The organism is Stenotrophomonas sp. CASM114, assembly GCF_049384325.1.
In the GTDB taxonomy this organism is placed as follows: domain Bacteria; phylum Pseudomonadota; class Gammaproteobacteria; order Xanthomonadales; family Xanthomonadaceae; genus Stenotrophomonas; species Stenotrophomonas muris.
In genome coordinates this window covers 456441-475747 of record NZ_JBMRGJ010000001.1, presented here as the reverse complement: position 1 = coordinate 475747, position 19307 = coordinate 456441, and the positions used below count along the sequence as shown (strand labels likewise).

At 67.5% G+C, this 19307-nt stretch carries 15 protein-coding genes; 1 reads left to right on the top strand and 14 read right to left on the bottom strand.

Annotation, left to right across the window (positions count from 1 at the left end; translation table 11 throughout):
* Window positions 1-4: 4 nt before the first annotated feature.
* Window positions 5-2275: a methyl-accepting chemotaxis protein gene (locus VG566_RS02215; RefSeq protein ID WP_164110427.1), complete on the bottom strand. Its 2271-nt coding sequence runs from the start codon at window positions 2273-2275 to the stop codon at window positions 5-7.
* A gap of 301 nt (window positions 2276-2576) precedes the next feature.
* On the opposite strand from VG566_RS02215, the gene VG566_RS02210 reads away from it, so the two are divergent.
* Window positions 2577-3221 (top strand): hypothetical protein, encoded by a 645-nt coding sequence (locus tag VG566_RS02210; protein ID WP_032959438.1) that lies wholly within the window; start codon window positions 2577-2579, stop codon window positions 3219-3221.
* Window positions 3222-3351: 130 nt separating this feature from the next.
* Here the strand turns inward: VG566_RS02210 and VG566_RS02205 are convergent, their stop codons facing one another.
* The 13 genes from VG566_RS02205 to VG566_RS02145 all read right to left on the bottom strand — a co-directional run bounded on the left by VG566_RS02205 (window position 3352) and on the right by VG566_RS02145 (window position 19307).
* Complete coding sequence (locus tag VG566_RS02205) at window positions 3352-5727, bottom strand: methyl-accepting chemotaxis protein (RefSeq protein ID WP_100449980.1); 2376 nt, start codon at window positions 5725-5727, stop codon at window positions 3352-3354.
* 101 nt (window positions 5728-5828) lie between these two features.
* Complete coding sequence (locus tag VG566_RS02200) at window positions 5829-6212, bottom strand: hypothetical protein (protein WP_014647020.1); 384 nt, start codon at window positions 6210-6212, stop codon at window positions 5829-5831.
* Between the two features lie 135 nt (window positions 6213-6347).
* Window positions 6348-6839, bottom strand: a complete 492-nt coding sequence (locus tag VG566_RS02195) for a chemotaxis protein CheW (protein WP_014647021.1) — start codon at window positions 6837-6839, stop codon at window positions 6348-6350.
* A 183-nt stretch (window positions 6840-7022) separates the two neighbouring features.
* Window positions 7023-7796 (bottom strand): flagellar brake protein, encoded by a 774-nt coding sequence (locus tag VG566_RS02190; protein ID WP_197562187.1) that lies wholly within the window; start codon window positions 7794-7796, stop codon window positions 7023-7025.
* Between the two features lie 160 nt (window positions 7797-7956).
* Window positions 7957-10206: a methyl-accepting chemotaxis protein gene (locus VG566_RS02185; protein ID WP_423172683.1), complete on the bottom strand. Its 2250-nt coding sequence runs from the start codon at window positions 10204-10206 to the stop codon at window positions 7957-7959.
* Between the two features lie 368 nt (window positions 10207-10574).
* Window positions 10575-12563 carry a chemotaxis protein CheA gene (locus tag VG566_RS02180; RefSeq protein ID WP_014647024.1) on the bottom strand — a complete coding sequence of 663 codons (1989 nt, stop codon included), beginning with the start codon at window positions 12561-12563 and terminating at the stop codon, window positions 10575-10577.
* A gap of 45 nt (window positions 12564-12608) precedes the next feature.
* Window positions 12609-12974 (bottom strand): response regulator, encoded by a 366-nt coding sequence (locus VG566_RS02175; RefSeq protein ID WP_005409521.1) that lies wholly within the window; start codon window positions 12972-12974, stop codon window positions 12609-12611.
* Window positions 12971-13279: an STAS domain-containing protein gene (locus VG566_RS02170; protein WP_014647026.1), complete on the bottom strand. Its 309-nt coding sequence runs from the start codon at window positions 13277-13279 to the stop codon at window positions 12971-12973. Before VG566_RS02170 ends, VG566_RS02175 begins: the two co-directional genes overlap by 4 nt.
* Window positions 13280-13564: 285 nt before the next feature.
* Window positions 13565-14830: a chemotaxis protein CheW gene (locus VG566_RS02165; protein WP_241883836.1), complete on the bottom strand. Its 1266-nt coding sequence runs from the start codon at window positions 14828-14830 to the stop codon at window positions 13565-13567.
* Window positions 14827-15609 carry a ParA family protein gene (locus VG566_RS02160; protein ID WP_241883837.1) on the bottom strand — a complete coding sequence of 261 codons (783 nt, stop codon included), beginning with the start codon at window positions 15607-15609 and terminating at the stop codon, window positions 14827-14829. The genes VG566_RS02165 and VG566_RS02160 overlap by 4 nt, the downstream gene beginning before the upstream one ends.
* 4 nt (window positions 15610-15613) lie before the next feature.
* On the bottom strand, window positions 15614-16630 hold the full coding sequence (motD, locus tag VG566_RS02155) for a flagellar motor protein MotD (protein WP_014647029.1): 1017 nt from the start codon (window positions 16628-16630) through the stop codon (window positions 15614-15616).
* Between the two features lies 1 nt (window position 16631).
* Window positions 16632-17372 (bottom strand): flagellar motor protein, encoded by a 741-nt coding sequence (locus tag VG566_RS02150; protein WP_005409527.1) that lies wholly within the window; start codon window positions 17370-17372, stop codon window positions 16632-16634.
* Window positions 17373-17462: 90 nt separating this feature from the next.
* Complete coding sequence (locus VG566_RS02145; RefSeq protein WP_100449999.1) at window positions 17463-19307, bottom strand: chemotaxis protein CheA; 1845 nt, start codon at window positions 19305-19307, stop codon at window positions 17463-17465.

Genomic DNA, 19307 nt, shown 5'->3' with positions numbered 1-19307 from the left:
GGTCTCAGAATTCCTGCCAGTCGCTGTCGCTGGCGGCGAAGGTGCTGGCGTTGCTGCTGCGGCGGACCGGAGCGGGCGTGCTGGTCGGCTGCGGGCGTGCCACGGTGGTGATACGGGCCGGCTCCGCGCGCGCGGCCACGGCCTTCACTGCGGCGGACACCTGGTTGTCGAGGCGGAAGATCGCCACGGCGTCAGCCAGCTGGCCGGCCTGGTCCTCCATCGCGCGTGCCGCAGCAGTGGCTTCTTCCACCAACGCAGCATTCTGCTGGGTGGTTTCGTCCATCTGCACCACGGTCTGGTTGACCTGCTCGATGCCCGCCGACTGTTCCTGCGAGGCCGCAGAGATCTCGGCCATGATGTCGGTCACGCGCTGCACCGAGGCGACGATCTCGCCCATGGTCGCGCCGGCCTTGTGCACCAGCGCCGAGCCGTCGTTGACCTTGCCGACCGAGTCGTCGATCAGGCCCTTGATCTCCTTGGCGGCGGCGGCCGAGCGCTGGGCGAGGGTGCGCACTTCGCTGGCGACCACGGCGAAGCCGCGGCCCTGTTCGCCGGCACGGGCGGCTTCCACTGCGGCGTTCAGCGCCAGGATGTTGGTCTGGAAGGCAATGCCGTCGATCACAGAGATGATCTCGGCGATCTTCTTCGACGAGGCTTCGATGGCCGACATGGTGGTGACCACCTGGCCGACCACTTCACCCCCCTGCGAGGCGACACCGTGCGCACCGATGGCGAGCTGGTTGGCCTGGCGGGCGTGCTCGGCGTTCTGGCGCACGGTGGAGGTCAGTTCCTCCATCGAGGCGGCGGTTTCTTCCAGGTTGGCGGCCTGCTGTTCGGTGCGGCGAGACAGGTCGCTGTTGCCGGAGGCGATCTCGCCGGCGGCCAGGGTGATGCTGGAGGCGCTGGCCTGGATCTGGCCGACGATCTGGGTCAGCTGTGCAACGGTGGTGTTGGCATCGTCGCGCATGCGTGCGAAGACGCCCTGGTAGTCGCCGTGCATGCGTGCGGTCAGGTCACCTTCGGCGATGGCCGACAGCAGCTGCGAGAGCTTGCCGAGGTTGTCATCGCTGACCGCCATCATCGCGTTGAGGTTCTCCAGCATCAGGCGGAAATCGTGATCAAAGCGCTGCGCATCGCCACGGAGGCTGAAGTCGCCGGCCGCGGCGGCGCTGGCCAGCTGCTTGATCTCGGCATTGATGCGGCCGAGGTTGGCCTTGACCGTATCAACGGTGGTTGTCATCGCGGCCTTTTCGCCCGGGTAGCGTGCAATGTCGCGGCTGAGATCGCCGACCGCGTATTGCTGCACCACGTCCAGCACGTCGTGCAGGGTCTGCACGTGGCCGCCGACCAGGGCGTTGGTTTCCTGCACCATCAGCCCGTACTCGCCGGGGAAGGCGCTGGCGTCGATGCGGTAGCTCAGTTCGCCACCGTCATGACGGCGCGCCATTTCGCGCTGGCCGGTGATGACCGCATGCAACTGCTGCTGCATGCCGGCCATGGCCTCCAGCAGGCGGCCGGTTTCGTCGTGCGGCTGCGGGCCGATGTGGCTGTCCAGCTTGCCGCCGGCGATGCCTTCGGCCACGGCGGTGGCCTGCTTCAGCGGCACGGCGATGCGGTTGCCGATGACCCAGCTCAGGGCCAGCACGATCAGCACCAGTACGCCACCAGAGACCGCCATGATGGCGGTGAACACCAGCGCCTGTTTCTGCACGTCGTCCATGTAGACGCCGCTGCTGACCACCCAGTTCCAGGGCGCGAACAGGCCGGCATAGGCGACCTTCTCGACCTCGCCCTTGCTGCCCGGCTTGGCCCAGCGGTAGTTGACGAAGCCGCCGCCGGCGCGAGCCGCTTCGACCTGGTCGTAGTAGATCCGTACGCCGTCGTCGGTGCGGAAGTCCTTCATGTCCTTGCCGACCAGGTCCTTGCGGAACGGGTGCATCAGCAGGCGGTAGCCGGTGTCGTAGATGTTGAAGTAGTAGGTATCGTTCCCGGCGCGCATGACCTCCAGCGCCTGCAGCGCGGCGCTCTTGGCGGCCTCTTCGCTGAGCTCGCCGGTACCGGCCAGGCGGTGGTAGTGCAGCAGGATGCCGTAGCTCAGTTCGACCTGGGTCTTCAGCGCGCTCTTGCGGGTTTCGGTCAGGTCCAGGTACTGCATGCGGGCGGCGATCACCGAGAGCGCGATCACGCCGAGCGCGATGAGCAGCGTCAGCAGGTTGAGCTTGCGCCGGACGGAAAGATTGCGGAAGTAGTGTTGCCAGCGATGCAGGAGATTCATCGAGCAGGACCAGGTCGAAGCGGGCGGGCGGCGCCGTGCCGGTCAGCGGCGGGATACGCCGTGACAACCCCGTTATCGGCCGCGCGGGCGGGGGATTGAGGTGCGGTGTCCGAACGTATTCAGGTTTCCTTGCAGCGGCGGCTGCGGCGCTGCCTGCGGATCATAGGGTCAGATCCCTTTTCCTCGGGTAAAGGGATCTGACCCCGTAGATCCGGCGGACCTCGCATTTGCAACTTCCCCCATAGCCACTTGTTCGCCACCCGGTTCAACGTTCCAGGTTTTGGGTCGAGGTGATTGCGTATTGGATGGATTTGCGGCGTTCGTCGAGCAGCAGAGGGCCGATCTGAAGCGCGTTGCGCGGCATACCCAGGGGGAATGCAGCGAACAGGATGTGATCAATGAAGCATGGCTGTTGGCTGCGACATGGGGAGACGAAGGGAGGGAGCCGCTGGATCTGGCGGCGCCTGATGATCGGACCCTGTTGATCAGTTATCTGTACCAGAAGCTGGTTCGCTACACCGATGTGAACGTCAGGCACGCCGTACGCCTGGATCACGCACCCAGCGGGGAGGAGGGAGGTCACCCCTTGCTGGCGCGGTTGAGTGCGGACGGGCAGGACCCCTTGTCCTTTCTGCAACTGCGTGAAGAGGCTCCCCTCCCGCCGGGCGAGGGGGAGCTGAAGTATTCCGTGGCAAGCACTTATCTGGTGATGTTGCAGCACCACAATTTCCGCGTCCCCGCACTGGCCCGCTTTCTGCGTTTGTCCATTTCCCACACGTACCGTTGTTGTGCCGGTGCGAGCGCGCTGTCCGCGTGGCAACATGCGCTCGTTCTGGCTCCGCCGATCAGCATGGAGAGCCTGAGGCCATGGCGTCGATGTCGTGCGCTGCGTGTTCCGAGGCAACTCGAGTTCGACTTTGAAGACAGGCTTGAGTTGAGGGCGTAGAGGATCCCGCGATGGGGTCGACGTGGGGTCAGATCCCTTTTCCTGAGGAAAAGGGATCTGACCCCGGGGGGTAAACAAAAACGCCCCAGCACAGGGCCAGGGCGTTCTCGTACATCAGGTCAGGCAGGCATCAGAACTCCTGCCAGTCTCCGTCGGCCAGTTCGGTGGCCATCGGACGACCACCGGCGGTGCGGCGGGCCGGCGTGGCAGCCGGGGCCGGGGCAGCCGGTGCAGCGGCGCGCGGTGCCGGGGTGGTGACGCGCGGGGCGGCGACGACCTCGGCTTCGTCCACCACGAAGATCGACACGGCCTCGCTGAGGTGGCCGGCCTGTTCTTCCATCGCACGTGCGGCGGCGGTGGCTTCTTCCACCAGCGCGGCGTTCTGCTGCGTGGTTTCGTCCATCTGCACCACGGTCTGGTTGACCTGCTCGATGCCCGCCGACTGTTCCTGCGAGGCCGCAGAGATCTCGGCCATGATGTCGGTCACGCGCTGCACCGAGGCGACGATCTCGCCCATGGTCGCGCCGGCCTTGTGTACCAGCGCCGAGCCGTCGTTGACCTTGCCGACGGAGTCGTCGATCAGGCCCTTGATCTCCTTGGCGGCCGCGGCCGAGCGCTGGGCAAGGGTGCGCACTTCGCTGGCGACCACGGCAAAGCCGCGGCCCTGTTCGCCGGCACGGGCGGCTTCCACTGCCGCGTTCAGCGCCAGGATGTTGGTCTGGAAGGCAATGCCGTCGATGACCGAGATGATCTCGGCGATCTTCTTCGACGAGGCTTCGATGGCCGACATGGTGGTGACCACCTGGCCGACCACGTCACCGCCCTGCGAGGCGACGCCGTGCGCGCCGATGGCCAGTTGGTTGGCCTGGCGTGCGTGCTCGGCGTTCTGGCGCACGGTGGAGGTCAGTTCCTCCATCGAGGCAGCGGTTTCCTCCAGGTTGGCGGCCTGCTGTTCGGTGCGGCGCGACAGGTCGCTGTTGCCCGAAGCAATCTCGCCGGCCGCCGAACTGATCGCGCGGCTGGACTGCTTGATGCGGGTGACGATCTCGCTCAGCTGCGCGGCGGTGGCGTTGGCGTCGTCGCGCATCCGGGCGAACACGCCCTGGTAATCGCCGTGCATGCGCACGGTCAGGTCGCCCTGCGACAGCGCGGCCAGCAGGCCGGAGATCTGCTCGATGCTGCCGGCATTGGCGTCCAGCAGGCCGTTGATCTGCTGGGCCAGCTGCAGGAAGAAGCCTTCCTTGTCGCTGGCATCGATGCGGCCGGACAGGTCGCCAGCGGCGGCCTGGGCGATCACGCGGGCCACTTCGGCTTCGACCTGCGCTTCCTGGGTACGGTCGCGCCATTCCACCACGTAGCCGACGGTGTCGCCGCCTTCATTGCGGATGGTCGAGACCACCTGGGCGAACTGGGCATCGCCGTACTGCATCGGGCGACGGGCGACGCCGTGTGCCTTCAGGTTGCCCAGCAGGGTCTGGTCCATCTCGCCGCGGTGTTCGAGCACGGTGACCGGCTTGCCGATCAGCGAAGCCTGCGCATCGAAGTCCGGCAGGTCGCGGCGCAGTTCGTCCTGGTACTGGCTCAGGGTCTGCTGCAGGGCGCGGTTGCTGTAGACGATGGTGTTGCTGGTGTCGGTCAGGTAGACGCCGGTCGAGCTGTAGTCCAGCGCGGTACGGATGCGCAGGTTCTCGCGGGCGATGGCCTGGTCGGTCTCGATGCGCTCGCGCAGGTCGCGCTGCATGCGCTGCATGGCCTGCATCAGTTCGCCCACTTCATCCTGGCGGCTGACGTCGATGTGGCCATCGAGCTTGCCGCCGGCCACGTCGTTGGCCACCGAGACGGCGCCACGCACGCTGCCGACCAGGGCGCGGGCAAACAGCCACACCAGCACCAGGCCGAGCGCGGCGCCGCCCAGCAGGGCGATCACGGTCAGCACGGCCGAGGCGGAGTAGGTGGATGCGGCCTCTTCGCGCGAGGCGCGGGCGAGGCGGTTGTCTTCGGCGATCAGCGCCTCCAGCGCGGAGGCGGCCTTGCGGTGCTTGGTGCGGGTTTCGCCGACGAAGGTATCGATGGCGTCGTCCGGCAGGTCCAGTTCCAGCATCTCGGTGACGCTGTCATAGGATGCCAGGGCGTCCTTCCATTCCTTGGCGAAGGCGTCGAACAGCTTCTTCTGCTGCGGGTTGTCGACCAGCTTCGGATACTCCTTGATCGACTTGTCCATGCTGGCGCGCAGGTCGACACCCTGCTTGCGCGCATCGGACTTGACGTCATCGCTGGCGCGGATCAGCTGCTGGTAGGCGGCATTGCGGTACTCGCCCAGCATGCCGCGCATCTCGCCGGCCATGCGGATGCTCTCCATGCGTGAACCGGCCAGCTCGGTGGTCACGTTGTTCAGCGAATGCAGGCCGCGATAGGCGACGATGCCCTGCAGCAGCATCACCAGCAGGAGGACGCCGAAGGTCAGCAGCAGTTTCGGCATCAGTTTCAGGTTGTTGATCCACGGCATGGGCGTTGCGAGCTCCTAAGGCAGACGCGCCCGGGCATCGGGCCCGGTTGCAGCAGAAACCACGCCAAGACCAGGCCCGGCGTGGTCCGACGAACGGCGGATTACTTGATGTTGGCCAGCTTCAGCCCGGCCGGCGAGCTGACTTCGATTTCCGCACGCGAGGCGTCGCGCTGGATCTTGCCGATCACGCACACGGTCTTGCCTTCCAGGGTTTCCAGCGGGAAGGAGAACTTGCCGCGGTTCTCGCCGGCGATACGCGCCGAGAAGGTGTGGCGCGGGAAGGCGCCGCCCATGTACAGGAAGGTCGGCTGGCCTTCGGAGCCTTCTGCGTAACGGGCCTTTTCGACCTTGCCACAGACCATGCCGTCCTTGCCGACCGAACGCGGCGCCATTTCCGGCGGGATCATGTCGGCCGACTGGGCGAAAGCGGAGGCGGCGGTGGTGGCCAGGACAGCGGCCGAGACGAACGCAAACAGGGACTTCATCGAGGGTATCTCCGGGGATGGTAACGATCGGGCCGGTCCTGCGCGCTCCTGCGCGACCGGCTTCTGTCCCCCTATCGGCACCGCCGAAGGGAACTGAAGGGTTTTGTGACTGGAACGTGAAGCAGTTCCGGTTGCTCAGGCAGCGACGTCTTCGGCGAGGTTGGCCTGGCCCATGTCGGCGCTGTCGAGCAGGGTCTCGATGTCCAGCAGGATCAGCATGCGATCGTCGTGGGTACCGATGCCGGAGATGAAGCGGGTGTCGACGGCGGCGCCGAATTCCGGGGTCGGGCGGATCTGCTCGGCCGACAGGGGGATCACGTCGGAGACGCTGTCGACGACGATGCCGACCACGCGGTCTTCCACGTTCAGCACGATCATCACGGTGAAGGCATCGTAGCGGGCGTTGTCCAGGCGCAGCTTCAGGCGCAGGTCGATGACCGGGACGATGGTGCCGCGCAGGTTGATCACGCCCTTGATGTAGTCCGGGGCGTCCGGCACGCGGGTGACGGCGTCGTAGCCGCGGATTTCCTGCACCTTGAGGATGTCCACGCCGTAGTGCTCATCACCAAGGGTGAAGCTGAGGAATTCGCCACCGGCGCTGGCGGCGGAGCTGGTCTTGTCGTTCATCGAGGGGTCCTGGTTCTGCCGGAAGTCCCGGTGTCAGGCTCGATATCGGCCCCGCCGGGGGGGACTTTAGGTGCCGGGCAGTGCCGTGGATGGGGTCAGATCCCTTTTCAGGGAAAAGGGATCTGACCCCGGCATGCGTTCCAGGGTTGCCGGCCGGCGGCCGGCACTACCGGTCGGACGGCCTCAGAGCTCGCCGTTGCGGCGGGCCTTGCGCTGGCGGTCGATGCGGAAGATGTAGCGCTGGATGGCGCTGTCGGCGCCGCGTGGCAGACATTCAAAGCGCATCCCCACGCGCTTGACCTCGATGCCATTGGGCTGACGCTGCGGCAGCAGGTTGCAGACCACCAGTTCGATATCCAGGTCGGGGCCGTCCGGCAGCGACAGCTGCGCCGGATAGCGCCTCTGCAGACCAAACACCGCGCAGTCATTGGGCACCACCACGGCCAGGCCGCCACCGCTGATGTCCACCACCCGCATCGACAGCGCTTCGGCCCGCGCTTCGCCAGGCGGCAGCAGCAGGTGGGGCGAGTCGGTGACCGGCGTCTCCAGCCGGTACAGCTCGCGGCGCTGCAGGTGCACCAGTTCGTCAGGCAGCGGCGCACGGAAGGCCACATGGCCGTCGTTGTCCACGCGCTGCAGTTCGTGCAGCCGGAACCGTACCAGCACGCGTTCGAGCTGGGCGAAGCACAGCAGGTGATCGGCCTGTTCGGCGGCGCGGTTGGACGCCTCCTGCGGGCTGCCATCGAGCAGCAGCGTGTCTTCGTCCTCGTCGAGGTCGAGCAGGGCGGTCGGGAAGGAACGGTCGCGGCCGTCGATATGGGCGTTGATCAGCGATCGCTGGTCGATCAGCGAGCGCAGCAGCTGGCGCAGCTGGCGCGGGTTGCGGACCAGGAATCGTTCGTCCGCGGCATCAGCCGCGTGGACATCATGCACTGCAGTGTCGTTGCCGTCGGACATGGAATCTACGGTCAGGGGCGGGCGCCAGCACGCATTGGCGCGAGGCTCGATGGGGATATCGGCCTCTGCACCGGATTATGAAGTGGGATTTGCATCACTTTCCACGCGTAAGGGGTCAGATCCCTTTCCCGCAGGAAAGGGATCTGACCCCGTGGTTCTGTCAGAATTCCTGCCAGTCGCCGTCCGCGGCCAGCGCCGGCTGGGCCGTTGCCGTGCGCAGCGCACGTGCCGGGGCCGGCTTTGCCGCAGGCGCGGCGGCTGCGAGCTGTCGCGGTACCGGTGCGGCCAGCGGGCGTGCCGGGATGGCCATCGTGCCCTGCGATGCCAGCCGGAAGCGGGCCACGGCTTCACCCAGCTGCACGGCCTGGTCTTCCATCGCGCGCGCCGCAGCAGTGGCTTCTTCCACCAGCGCAGCATTCTGCTGGGTGGTTTCGTCCATCTGCACCACGGTCTGGTTGACCTGCTCGATGCCCGCCGACTGTTCCTGCGAGGCCGCAGAGATCTCGGCCATGATGTCGGTCACGCGCTGCACCGAGGCGACGATCTCGCCCATGGTGCTGCCGGCCTGGTGGACCAGGCTGGAGCCTTCGGCAACCTTGCCGACCGAGTCGTCGATCAGGCCCTTGATCTCCTTGGCGGCGGCGGCCGAGCGCTGGGCAAGGGTGCGCACTTCGCTGGCGACCACGGCAAAGCCGCGGCCCTGTTCGCCGGCACGGGCGGCTTCCACTGCGGCATTCAGCGCCAGGATGTTGGTCTGGAAGGCAATGCCGTCGATGACCGAGATGATCTCGGCGATCTTCTTCGACGAGGCTTCGATGGCCGACATGGTGGTGACCACCTGGCCGACCACGTCACCGCCCTGCGAGGCGACACCGTGCGCGCCGATGGCGAGCTGGTTGGCCTGGCGTGCGTGCTCGGCGTTCTGGCGCACGGTGGAGGTCAGTTCCTCCATCGAGGCGGCGGTTTCTTCCAGGTTGGCGGCCTGCTGCTCGGTGCGGCGCGACAGGTCGCTGTTGCCGGAGGCGATCTCGCCGGCGGCCAGGGTGATGCTGGAGGCGCTGGCCTGGATCTGGCCGACGATCTGGGTCAGCTGTGCAACGGTGGTGTTGGCATCATCCCGCATGCGCGCGAACACGCCATTGAACTGGCCTTCCATGCGCGCGGTCAGGTCGCCGGCGGCGATCGACTGCAGCAGCTGCGAGAGCTGGCCGAGGTTGCCGTCGGCCACCTGCATCATGGTGTTGAGATGCTCGATCATCAGCTTGAAGTCATGCTGGAAACGCTGTGCGTCGCCGCGCTGGCTGAAGTCACCGGCAGCGGCCGCCGCGGCCAGCTGCTGGATCTGCGAATTGATCGCCAGCAGGCTGGCCTTGGCCGCGTCCATCGATTCGTGCAGGATCGCGCGGCTGCCGGGCAGGCGGCGTGCATCCGGGGTGAGATTGCCGATGGCGTACTGGTTGAGCACGTCGATGGCATCGCGGATCGCATCCAGGTGCTCGAAGATCACCGTATTGATGCCTCCGGCCAGCTGGCCATAGACACCCGGGAAATCTTCCGGAATGCGATGGCTGATGTCCGGTCCCGCGTGCATCTGTGCCATCAGCTGGGTCTGCTCGCTGAAGCGGCGGAGCATTGCGGTCATCTCGGTCGTGGCGGCCAGCATCCTGCCGGCTTCGTCCTTGCTGGTGGCCTGGGTGCTGACGCTGAGGTCGCCGCGGGCAACCGCCTGGATGGCATGCACGGCCTTGCCCAGCGGGCCAGTAACGGCGCGCGAGATGACGATGGCCAGCGCGGCGGCCACCAGCGACAGCAGCACGATGCAGCCGATGATGGCGATCATGCTGGTGCGATGGGTGGCGTTGGCGTCGGCGATCTTGCCGTCCATCTGCCCGGCGATGTGGGTGCCCAGTGCCTTCATCGCAGCGAACAGGTCGCGGCGCGCCGGGCGTGACTGCTCATCGGAGATCTGCTGGGCCTGCGTGCCATCACCGGCGGCCACGGCGTCGCGCATCGCCTTGTTGGCGGCGAAGTAGCGATCCAGCTGGGTGCTGGCGGCGCGATACAGTTCGCGCTCCTTGTCCAGCGCCGGCAGCGCCGCGTACGCCGCCAGTTCGTCATGTACGGCCTTGGCGGTATCGTCCATGCGCTTGTTGTAGTCGGCGACCTTCTCCGGCTGGTCGAGCATGCTCAGCTGGGCCAGTTCGTAGGTGCGGAACTCACCGAGCTGCGAGCGCGCCTCGCCCAGGTGCTGGACCGAGGGGATATCGTTGCCGGCCATCTCGCGCAGCTGCGCGTTGGCTTCGCTCAGTCGCAGCAGGGCGAACGCGCCGAGGACCAGGGTCATCAGGGTGGTAAGGGTGAACCCCACGGCCAGCTTGCGGGCGATGGGCAGATCTTGGAACCACTTCATGCAGGGTGCTCCAGGTGGGCAGAGTGCCGGCGTCTGTGCGCCGGTTTGGGGGTGGTTGCAGAGCGAACGGTGGTGCCCGGTGGGGTTCGGTGACGGCCGTCATTGCGAAATAACGGCGCCGTCCGCGTGGACTTTATGGACGCAGATCACATTCGGTTGCGTAGGGATGACAGCGCGAAAGCGTTGCAGCGGCGTGCTTTCGCTTGGATGAAGTAGTTGCGCCCGCAACCATCATGGCGACGGAGTTCACAGAAGGGATGGGGTCGGATCCCTTTCCTGCGGAAAGGGATCCGACCCCCTTGGCAGAGCGCGCAAACAAAAACCGCCGCCCCGAAGGGCGGCGGTCCAGTACACGCATGCAGTGTGGATCAGGCGGCCTGCGGCATCCGCAGTGAACGCACCAGCCCGCCGATGTCGACGATCAATGCGACGCGGCCGTCGCCGAGAATGGTCGCACCGGACACCCCGCCGATGCGGCGGTAGTTGTTCTCGATGTTCTTCACCACCACCTGCTGCTGGCCGACCAGTTCGTCCACTTCCAGGGCGATCTTCTGGCCATCGCCTTCGACCACCACCACCAGCGATTCGCTGCCGGGTGCACGGTTGCCGTAGCCGTAGTACTCGCTCAGCGACAGGATCGGCAGGTATTCACCGCGCACGCGCAGCACGCGGCCTTCGCCGGCCATGCTGCGGATGTCCTCGGCTTGCGGCTGCAACGCCTCAAGCACATAGGCCAACGGCAGGATCAGGGTCTCACCGGCTACCGCCACGGTCATGCCATCGAGGATGGCCAGGGTGAGCGGCAGGCGGATCAGCGTGCGGGTGCCAGCGCCGAGGCTGCTTTCAATCTGCACCTCGCCCCCCAACGCCTGGATGTTGCGGCGGACCACGTCCATGCCGACGCCACGACCGGACAGGTCAGTGACCGCATCGGCCGTGGAGAAGCCGGGCTGGAAGATCAGGTCCCAGACCTGCGAATCGGTCGGGTTGTCCGGCACCGCCAGGCCGCGCTCGGTGGCCTTGGCCAGGATCTTGGCGCGGTCCAGGCCGCGACCGTCGTCGCTGACTTCGATGACAATGTGGCCGCCCTGGTGCGAGGCCGCCAGGGTGATCGTGCCGGTTTCGTCCTTGCCTGCACCGCGGCGCACGTCGGGCATTTCCAGGCCGTGGTCGATCGAGTTGCGCACCAGGTGCACCAGCGGATCGGCGATCTTCTCGATCAAGCCCTTGTCCAGCTCGGTACCTTCGCCGACGGTGCGCAGCCGCACCTGCTTGCCGAGGCGGCTGGACAGGTCGCGGACCAGGCGCGGGAAGCGACGGAACACCGCATCGACCGGCAGCATGCGCACGCCGATCACCGCTTCCTGCAGGTCGCGGGTGTTGCGTTCAAGCTGGTCCAGGCCAGCGAACAGGCTCTCGGCGTGAACCGGGTCCAGCGCATGCGAGACCTGCTTGAGCATGGCCTGGGTGATGACCAGTTCGCCGACCAGGTTGATCAGCGCGTCGACCTTGTCGACGCTGACGCGGATGGAGGTTTCCGCTTCCTGGCTGGCGCCACCGCTGGCGGCAGGCGCGGCGGGTGCCGACGGCGACGCTGCCGCCGGAGCGGGAGCAGCCGCGGCCGGCGCCTGGGTGGCCAGGCTCGGCGGTGCGGCCGGACGGATGTCCAGCTCGCAGTCGTCCAGTACCCACGCGAAGGTGTCTTCGATCTTGCTGCGCGGCACCTTGCCGACCAGACCCAAGTCCCACGCCAGGTGGGCTTCGAGCGGATCGAGCTGCGCGAAGCCCGGCAGGCGGTCCATGCGCGCGGCGACCTGCAGCGAACCGAGGTGTTCCAGTTCGCGGATGATGCGCAGCGGGTCGTTGCCGCTCATGAACAGCGACGGCGCCGGGGTGAAGCCGATCTGCCAGGCTTCCGGCGTATCGTCCACCTTGGCTGCGGCGGCCGCCGGGGCGCTCGCTGCGGCCTGGCCGGACAGAACCGCTTCCAGGCGTGCCTTCACCGCAGCGACGGCAGCCGGATCGGCAGCCTGGCCATGTTCGGCTTCGCGCAGCAGGGCGCGCAGCACGTCCACCGAAGACAGCATGGCGTCGACGGCGTGGCCTTCCAGTGCCCGCTTGCCGGCGCGCAGCTCATCGAGCAGCGTTTCCAGCACGTGGGTCAGGCCGGCGATCGCGTCGAAGCCGAAGGTGCCGGCGCCGCCCTTGATCGAATGGGCAGCGCGGAACACCGAATTGATGATCTCCGCGTCCTGCTGCCCCGATTCCAGGGCCAGCAGGCCAGCCTCCATCGCGTCGAGGCCTTCGCGGCTCTCCTCGAAGAAGGTGGCGTGGAAGCGTTGCAGGTCCATGCTCATGGCAGTGGTGGTCCGGAAGCGAAGAGGGGGAGCGGTGCCGGGCGATCAGCCCAGCACTTTCTGCACGGTGGCGACCAGCTGTTCGGGATTGAACGGCTTGACCAGCCAACCCGTAGCGCCAGCGGCCTTGCCTTCGGACTTCTTGTCGGCGGCAGATTCGGTGGTCAGCATCAGCAGCGGGGTGAACTTGTAGTCCGGCAGCTGGCGCAGTTCGCGGATCAGCGCGATGCCATCCATGTTCGGCATGTTGACGTCGGTAACCACCGCATTGAAGCGCTGGCCCTTGGCGCGACCGAGCGCGACCGCGCCGTCTTCAGCTTCTTCGACGGCAAAACCGGCCGAGGTGAGGGCGAAGGACACCATCTGGCGCATCGACGCCGAATCGTCCACCACCAAGATACGTGCGCTCATGCAGCGTTCTCCACAGATTTCAGGTTGTCATGGGTTACGTCCAGGCCGAGGGCCTGGGTGACGCCCAGCAGGCGCGCGGCGTCACGGAAGGTTGCAGTGCAACCGTGGAAGCCGGTGCCCAGGCCTGCCTCGCGGCGGGCCTGCACGAACGCACACAGCACCTGCACGGCGGCCGTGTGGATGCGGGCGACCTGGCTGGCATCCAGGGTCAGCTCGCCTGCCTGCTCCACCAGGGGGGCAAGGCGGTTCTTGAGCTCGGTAGTGCTCTCGATGCCGAGATCCCCACCCAGTTCGACAGTGCTCATCGTTGCTCCGGACAAACGGTTCCGTGATCCATAACGGCATCCCGGTGGGGTTCTTTAGAAGAATCGACGCGGTGCGTCGATGTGGTCGCTGTTGAAAAGGGGACGGAGGGGATTAAGTCGCAAGCGACCTGGCTCTGCCGCAGCCCCCTCGGCAACGGCGACCGCGCAGTGGGGATGTAAGGTGTTGATCCAACGGATCAACCCCTTGCGTCCCCGACAGGCACCGCTTCGGCGCCAAGCGCCGAGCCACTTGCGACTTAATCCCCTCCGTCCCCTTTTTGGGGGTCAGCTCAACAGCCGTGTGGCGTCCAGCAGGATCATCGGGCGCTGGCTGACCCGGGCCACGCCGCGGAACAGGTCGTTGGAAATCTGGCAGATGCGTGCGGTATCGGGAGGTTCGATCTGTGAATCGGTGAGGTTGGCGACATCTTCCACTGCCGACACGCGCAGGCCGATGGTCTCGCCGTCTTCTTCCAGCACCACGATGCGGGTCTGGGCGTCGTCCTCGGCGGCAGCCGCGCCCAGGTGCAGGCCCAGGTCCATCACCGGGACCACCTGGCCGCGCAGGTTCATGATGCCGAGCATGGCGGCAGCGGTGCCGCGCAACGGCAGCAGCGGCACCGGCAGCACGACCTCCTGGACCTTCAGCAGTTCCAGCGCATAGGCCTGGGTGCCGCAGCGCAGGCGCAGCCAGCGCGAGGTGCGTTCACCGGCGCGACGGTTCTGCGGATGCGGGCTGCGGGCCGGTTGGTGGGCCTGCGCCTGCAGCTCCTGCCAGGTGCCGGGGCGGTTGCCTGCGGGTGCATCGACGGCGACGCGCGGCGGCGGCGTGGCGGCGCGTGCTGCCGGGGCCGGTGCAGGGCGTGCCGCCGGGGGTGCCACCGGCGCTGCGACCACGGCGGGCGGCGGCGCAGGCACGTCTTCGCCACCAGCGGCCGCCTCGAAGGCGGCCTGCAGGCCGGGGCTGTCGGTGTGGGCGAGACGATGGCTGTCCGCCGGGTCGGTCTCGTAGATCACTTCGTCCGGCAGATCGTCCCAGGTGGGTTCCGGGCCGGTGTTCGCAGCGGCCGCAGCGGGGGCCGGCGCGGTTTCGTGGATGACCTCGTCGGGCAGGTCATCCCAGGTCGGCTCGCGTTCGGTGGGCCCGGCGCTGGCCGGCGCGGCGGCGGCCTCGAAGGCGGCCTCCAGTGCAGCCTCATCCTCGGCCGGGGCCGCGACGACGGCATCCGTTTCGTAGACCACTTCAGCAGGCAGATCGTCCCAGGTGGGCTCGCGTTCGGCATCGATCACGCTGACGGGCGCGGACGCAGCATCGAAAGCGGCTTCCAGTGCGGCATTGTCCACGGCAGGGGCAGCGGCAACGCTCTCGGTTTCGGTTTCGTAGATCACCTCGGCCGGCAGGTCATCCCAGGTGGGTTCGCGTTCGGCGGCGGCTTCGGTGGCCGTGGCCGGGGCGGTGCTGATCGGCGCGGGGTGGGGAGCGGCGGCCGGGGCGATCGCCTCGCCCAGCAGTTCGTCCAGGTAGTCGTCGAGGATGCCGGTGCTGTTCATGCGGCCTGCTCCAGGGCACGGGCATCCTCGCCGAGAATCCAGTTCAAGGCGCGCCGGTAGGCGGCCACGCCGCGCCCCGGGTAGTCTTCGCCGACGCTCGGCAGGGTCAGCCCGGCGGCGTTGCTGATGCGGGTGTCGATCGGAATCGCATCTTCCCAGACGCGGCTGCCATGGCGGTCCTGCATGGTGCGCAGCGACTCGTTGCCGGCGCGGGTGCGGCGGTCGAACAGGGTTGGCAGGATCGAGATCGGCAGCGGCCGCCGGCGCGAACGCTCGACCATCTCGCCGGTGCGGACCATGCCATCCAGGCCGTGCAGCGCCAGCGGCTCGGCCTGGGTCGGAATGATCAGGCGATCGGCGGCAGCCAGTGCATTGATCATCAGCAGGCCGAGCGTCGGTGCGCAGTCCAGCAGGATGTAGTCGTGCTGGCCCTGGTGGCGCGCCAGCGCGTTCTGCAGGGCCAGGCCGAGGCCGGGTTGGTTGGCGCTACGGCGTTCCAGCGTGGCCAGCGCGGACTGCGCGCAGACGTAGTCCAGGCCCTGGATATTGCTGGCATGGCACAGGCCGGACAGGTCCGCTGGCGGTGCGCCGAACAGCTCCAGCACGCCGGCCGGCGGCGGGTCCACCGGCACGCCGAAGGCGCGGCTGAGCGAAGCATGCGGGTCGAGGTCGATCAGCAGCACGCGATGGCCGAGCGCGGCCAGGCCGCGGCCGAGGGCGAGGGTGGTGGTGGTCTTGCCGACTCCGCCCTTCTGGTTGGCGACTGCCCAGATGCGCATCGGATTACTCCTTCATTGCCGGGGGAACGGCGGCGCCGACGCGGCTGCCAGCCGGCACCGGTGGCAACGTCACCGGTGCGATGGGGGAGGTGGGGGCGCTGGCCGGCGTTGCGGCGGCCTGTTCGGTGACGGTGCTGCCGGTGGCGCCGGTGGCTGCGTTCAGGCGCTGGCCGAGCGGGTCCACCGAATGCGAGGTGTCGGCCAGGATGATGACCATCACCCGGCGGTTGCGGTTGCGGCCCTGTGCGCTGTCGTTCTCTTCGCGCGGGCGGAACTGGCCATAGCCGACCATCGCCAGCCGCGACGGCTGCACGCCTTGGTCGGCGAACAGATGCACCACGCTGGCGGCGCGTCCGGCCGACAGCTCCCAGTTCGAAGGGAAGGTGGCGGTGGCGATCGGCACGTTGTCGGTGTGGCCTTCCACGCGCACGCTGTTGGGCACGTCGCGCAGCACCTCGGCCAGGCTGGCCAGGGTCTGCCGCGCATGTACGTCCAGTGCGGCCGAGCCGGTGGGGAACAGGATGTCGCTGTTGATCTCGACCTCGATCCACAGTTCCGTGCGGCGCACGCTGATCATGCCGCGGTCGATCAGCGGCGCCAGGGCGGCGGTGAGGCGGTCGGCAATCGTGTTGAGCTGGCGCTCGGCACGGGCGATCTGCTCCTGGTTGTGCACCGACACCGGCATGCGCATCTGCGAGGCCATCGACGGCAGCAGCGTCGGGTCGTGCGAGGGCGCCGGCGCGGACGGTCCGATCTTGGTGCCGGACTTGATCACCGACGGGCTGTCCCAGCCGCCACCCTGCACCTGCTTGTTGCCCACCTGCACCGGATTGATCGTGCGCGGCGCGCCACCGAAGGCATCGGTGAGCGCGTCGGCCATGATCCGGTACTTGCCCTCGTTCACCGACGAGATCGCGTACATGACCACGAAGAAGGCGAGCAGCAGCGTCATCAGGTCGGCATAGGGGATCGCCCATGCTTCGTGGTTGGCGTGCTCTTCGTGGTGCTTGCGGCGGGCCATGTCAGTGCAGGAAGCCGGAGAGGTTGGTTTCGATGTTGCGCGGGTTCTCGCCCTGGGCGATCGAGATCAGGCCTTCGATGACCATTTCGCGGTCGCGCGTGTTGTGCGAGATCACGCTCTTGAGCTTGGCGGCGATCGGCAGGAACAGCAGGTTGGCCGAGGCGATGCCGTAGATCGTGGCGGTGAACGCCGCAGCGATGCCGTGGCCGAGCTTGCTCGGGTCGGCCAGGTTCTTCATCACCGCGATCAGGCCCAGCACGGCGCCGATGATGCCGAGCGTCGGTGCGTAGATGCCCATCGCTTCGAACACCTTGGCGCCGGCCTGGTCCTGGTGTTCCTGGCTGCCCAGTTCGATTTCCAGCATGTGCCGCATCGATTCGGGCTCGACACCGTCCACCAGCAGCTGCAGGCCCTTGCGCAGGAACGGGTCCTGCTGCGCTTCCACCTGCGATTCCAGGCCGAGCAGGCCCTGGCGGCGGGCGATGTTGCTCCACTCGACGATCTGCTGGATCAGTTCGCGGCGATCGCTGTGCGGCGGGCGCACGACCCAGCGCACGATCTTGAACGCATGCTTGAACACCGCCGGCGAGGTGTGCAGCAGGATCGCGGCAACGGTGCCGACGATGACGATCACGAACGCCGCAGGCGACCACAACGACGCCAGGCCGGCGCCCTTGAGGATGCTGCCACCGACCAGCGAGGCCAGGGCGAGAAAGAGTCCAATGAGGCTGAGTCTATCCATGGATCCGGTATCGGCTTGTATGAATGGGACTTGAGACACCGGTACGGGCTACTGGTGCGACTTCACGGTTTTACGGGTTCAGCAAGCGGGTCAATCGTGCGGGCTGCGCAGGCCATCCACATCCAGGATCAGCGCCATGCGACCATCGCCGATCAAGGTTGCACCGGCGTAACCGCGCAGGCCGCGCAGGGCCTTCGGCAGTGGCTTGATGACCACTTCCTCGCGCCCACGGACCTGGTCCACGACCAGGCCGAAGCGCGCTTCGCCGGCCTGCAGCACCACGATGGTCAGCAGGGTCGATGCGGCCGGCGTCACATCCAGCCACTGCCGCAGATCGACCAGCGGCAGCGTGTGCGAACGGCGGTCGAGCACGGCACGGCCATCGAACCAGCCCAGCGAGGTGCGCGGCGCGTGCAGCACCTCCATCACGCGCGCCAGCGGCAACGCATAGACGTCCTCGCCGGCCTGCACCAGCAGGGTCGGCAGGATCGCCAGGGTCAGCGGCACGCGGATCAGGAAGCGGCTGCCGCGGCCCAGCTCCGACTGGATCTGGATCTGCCCGCTGAGTTCGCGGATGCGCGACTGCACCACGTCCATGCCGACGCCGCGCCCGGAAATATCCGTGACCTGCTGCTTGGTCGAGAAGCCGGGCAGGAACACCAGGTGCAGGCACTCCTCGCTGCTCAGGCGGGCGGCGGCTTCCGGATCGATCAGGCCCTTCTCGCGTGCCTTCGCGCGCAGCTTTTCCGGATCGATGCCGGCGCCATCGTCCTGCACCTCGATGCTGACGTAGTCACCTTCCTGCTGCGCCGACAACCGCACATGGCCCATGCGCGGCTTGCCCTGCGCTTCGCGCAGGTCGGGCATTTCCACGCCATGGTCGATGGCGTTGCGGACCAGGTGCACCAGCGGGTCGGCCAGCGCTTCGACCAGGTTGCGGTCGAGCTCGGTCTCCGCGCCGATCAGCTCCAGGTCCACTTCCTTCTTCAGCGAGCGGGCGACGTCGCGGGCGACCTTGGGGAAGCGCGAGAACACCTTGCCCACCGGCTGCATGCGGGTGCGCATCACCGCCGACTGCAGGCGCGCGGTGGCGATGTCCAGGGTGGACACGGCGCGGTCCAGCTCCTCGTCGCGCAGGCGCGCACGCAGGGTCTTGAGCCGGTTGCGCGACAGCACCAGTTCGCCGATCAGGTTGACGATCGCATCCAGGCGCTTGGTGTCCACGCGCACGGTGTGTTCGGCTTCGGCCAGCGGCTTGGCGGCCGGCTTGGCCACCGGTGCCGGTGCGGCCGCCGGGCGCGGGGCGGCGATCGGTGCCGGCGCCACCGCAGCTGCGGGCCTGGCGCCGGGTGCGGCGCCGCCGTGCAGCTGGTCGAGCAGGGCTTCGAACTCATCTTCGCTGATCAGGCCGTCGTCGGCCTTCTTTGCCGGCGCCACCGCAGTCGGTGCGTTGCCACCGTGCAGCTGGTCGAGCAGCGCCTCGAACTCGTCATCGGTGATCAGGTCGCCGGCACCGGCCGTCGGTGCCGCGGCAGCGGCGGCAGGCGCTGCTGCACCTCCATGCACGTCGAACTGGGCGATCAGGTCCGGCGGTGCATAGCCCGGCTCGGTGCCGGAAGACACGGCATCGAGCATCGACTGCAGGTAGTCCAGCGATTGCTGGGCGGCGTCGAAGTGATGGGCCTGCAGCACGGCCTGGCCGGCACGTGCAGCGCCCAGCGCTTCTTCAGCGGCGTGGCACAGCTCGACCATGGCGGTGACACCGAGGAAACCCGCGCCGCCCTTGAGCGTGTGGTAGCCCCGGAACACCGCGTTGAGCTGTTCGGTGTCCTGCGGTGCCTGCTCCAGCGACACCAGCTGTTCGCCGAGGCGATCCAGGATTTCCTGTGCCTCGATGATGAAATCGGCAGTGATGTCGTCGGATACCGCGCTCAT

Excerpts from the sequence above, each read along its gene's own strand:
- VG566_RS02150 (WP_005409527.1), bottom strand. The coding sequence starts at position 17,372 with ATGGATAGACTCAGCCTCATTGGACTCTTTCTCGCCCTGGCCTCGCTG.
- VG566_RS02205 (WP_100449980.1), bottom strand. The coding sequence starts at position 5,727 with ATGCCGTGGATCAACAACCTGAAACTGATGCCGAAACTGCTGCTGACC.
- VG566_RS02145 (WP_100449999.1), bottom strand. The coding sequence starts at position 19,307 with ATGAGCGCGGTATCCGACGACATCACTGCCGATTTCATCATCGAGGCA.
- VG566_RS02165 (WP_241883836.1), bottom strand. The coding sequence starts at position 14,830 with ATGAACAGCACCGGCATCCTCGACGACTACCTGGACGAACTGCTGGGC.
- VG566_RS02200 (WP_014647020.1), bottom strand. The coding sequence starts at position 6,212 with ATGAAGTCCCTGTTTGCGTTCGTCTCGGCCGCTGTCCTGGCCACCACC.
- VG566_RS02185 (WP_423172683.1), bottom strand. The coding sequence starts at position 10,206 with ATGAAGTGGTTCCAAGATCTGCCCATCGCCCGCAAGCTGGCCGTGGGG.
- VG566_RS02215 (WP_164110427.1), bottom strand. The coding sequence starts at position 2,275 with ATGAATCTCCTGCATCGCTGGCAACACTACTTCCGCAATCTTTCCGTC.
- VG566_RS02190 (WP_197562187.1), bottom strand. The coding sequence starts at position 7,796 with ATGTCCGACGGCAACGACACTGCAGTGCATGATGTCCACGCGGCTGAT.
- VG566_RS02195 (WP_014647021.1), bottom strand. The coding sequence starts at position 6,839 with ATGAACGACAAGACCAGCTCCGCCGCCAGCGCCGGTGGCGAATTCCTC.
- VG566_RS02160 (WP_241883837.1), bottom strand. The coding sequence starts at position 15,609 with ATGCGCATCTGGGCAGTCGCCAACCAGAAGGGCGGAGTCGGCAAGACC.
- VG566_RS02180 (WP_014647024.1), bottom strand. The coding sequence starts at position 12,563 with ATGAGCATGGACCTGCAACGCTTCCACGCCACCTTCTTCGAGGAGAGC.
- VG566_RS02175 (WP_005409521.1), bottom strand. The coding sequence starts at position 12,974 with ATGAGCGCACGTATCTTGGTGGTGGACGATTCGGCGTCGATGCGCCAG.
- motD (WP_014647029.1), bottom strand. The coding sequence starts at position 16,630 with ATGGCCCGCCGCAAGCACCACGAAGAGCACGCCAACCACGAAGCATGG.
- VG566_RS02170 (WP_014647026.1), bottom strand. The coding sequence starts at position 13,279 with ATGAGCACTGTCGAACTGGGTGGGGATCTCGGCATCGAGAGCACTACC.